The 1,348-nt window shown below is 43.5% G+C and carries 1 protein-coding gene; it reads right to left on the reverse strand.

Annotated features, from left to right (window positions below):
• Positions 1 to 13 precede the first annotated feature (13 nt).
• Positions 14 to 1,252 (reverse strand): ISL3-like element ISVa7 family transposase, encoded by a 1,239-nt coding sequence (locus AB4507_RS22775; protein WP_081317730.1) that lies wholly within the window; start codon positions 1,250 to 1,252, stop codon positions 14 to 16.
• Positions 1,253 to 1,348: the final 96 nt, after the last annotated feature.

Consider the following 1,348-nt stretch of genomic DNA (forward strand, 5'->3'; position numbering starts at 1 on the left):
GGCTCTTCTCCGCTTAGATGAGCTTGATTTCTGGGTAAATGGTAGAGTGAGTTTCTAGGATTGAGGTTTGTCTAATCTTCAATTTAAAGTAATCAGTATCCCTTACTCCTCGGGCTCGCCGTCTAAGAAGACCTATCGATACATTCCCTGCTTCCACTCGGGCATTCGTCAGCTTATATTTTGCATAATTGCAGATCCCAACTCTTCTCTCCCAAAGCGCGTCTGCGAAGTTGATGAGAGATAAGATCCTCGTCTTTTTAGCAAGCTGGCACCACGCATCAAGAGCTGCGATCATCAGGTCAAAATTACGTTCATCCCATAAGGCTTGAAGCTGCTCTTTGAGCATATAAATCGTACAAAGAGTCTTATTGCTTTCAAGTAAATCATCTAGCCTATCTGACTGCTTATCGCTTAATTTCGGCGCATTTTTGAGGAGTAAAAATAGCGTCCCTTTAAGCATTTTCTTCTCGTCATGTGTTCCTTTCCTAAACGCTTTATTACGCTCTTTCCTTATCAGAAGAGAGTAGTTCTGCATAACGTGAAACCGGTCAAAAACGATGTCTGCATTCGGAAGAGCGTTTCTCACTGCTGATTGGTAAGATTGCCCCATATCCATTGATACCGCTTGGATGCCGTCCCTCGTTTGCGGTGATAATTGTTCAAAAAAGTTGATGAGTACGTTTGAAGTCCGCCCATGGTCAACCCAAATAAGTTGTCCTGAAACGAGATCATAAACGACGGTCATATAGTCATGGCCTTTAGCCCTGGCGACTTCATCAACGCCAATATGAACAAGGTTGGTCAACCTCTTAGGCTCTAAAGCAGGCAAGGTAGATAACAGAAATGCTTTATCGATATTTTTCACGGTTTCCCAGCGTATGTCTAAATGCTTAGACACTGCGTGGATGCTCATATAGCGGCATAGTCCACTAATAAAGTGACAGAATCTCTTGGTATAACGACTCCCCTTATCAACAAAATCAGTCGCTTCAACCAACCTTCGGCCGAGCCTATCTCTTGTCTGAGCCAATTCAATTTCTATAACGCAAGGGCGACCACTGACAGGTAAATCCGACAGGCGACGGTGAACATAGTGGTCGACTGTGCGCGGTGCTCCAGTCTCAGGGTCAACAACTTTACAGCGTCTATCTCGCTTGCATTTGACGAGTACTGAATGAGAGCTTTCTTCGAGCGTTACAGACTGTACGGATTGGCCTTTAAAGTTAAATAGAGCGGAAGATAATAACGACAAACTACAATACTGAGATATAAGGTGGGAAGCGATTATAAATCAATGTGTTACCGGTTTTATTGTTAATTTATAGACTCATCTAAGCGGAGAAGAGCC

Origin of the sequence: Vibrio sp. 10N.222.54.A3 (genome assembly GCF_041474095.1) — a bacterium.
In the GTDB taxonomy this organism is placed as follows: domain Bacteria; phylum Pseudomonadota; class Gammaproteobacteria; order Enterobacterales; family Vibrionaceae; genus Vibrio; species Vibrio crassostreae_C.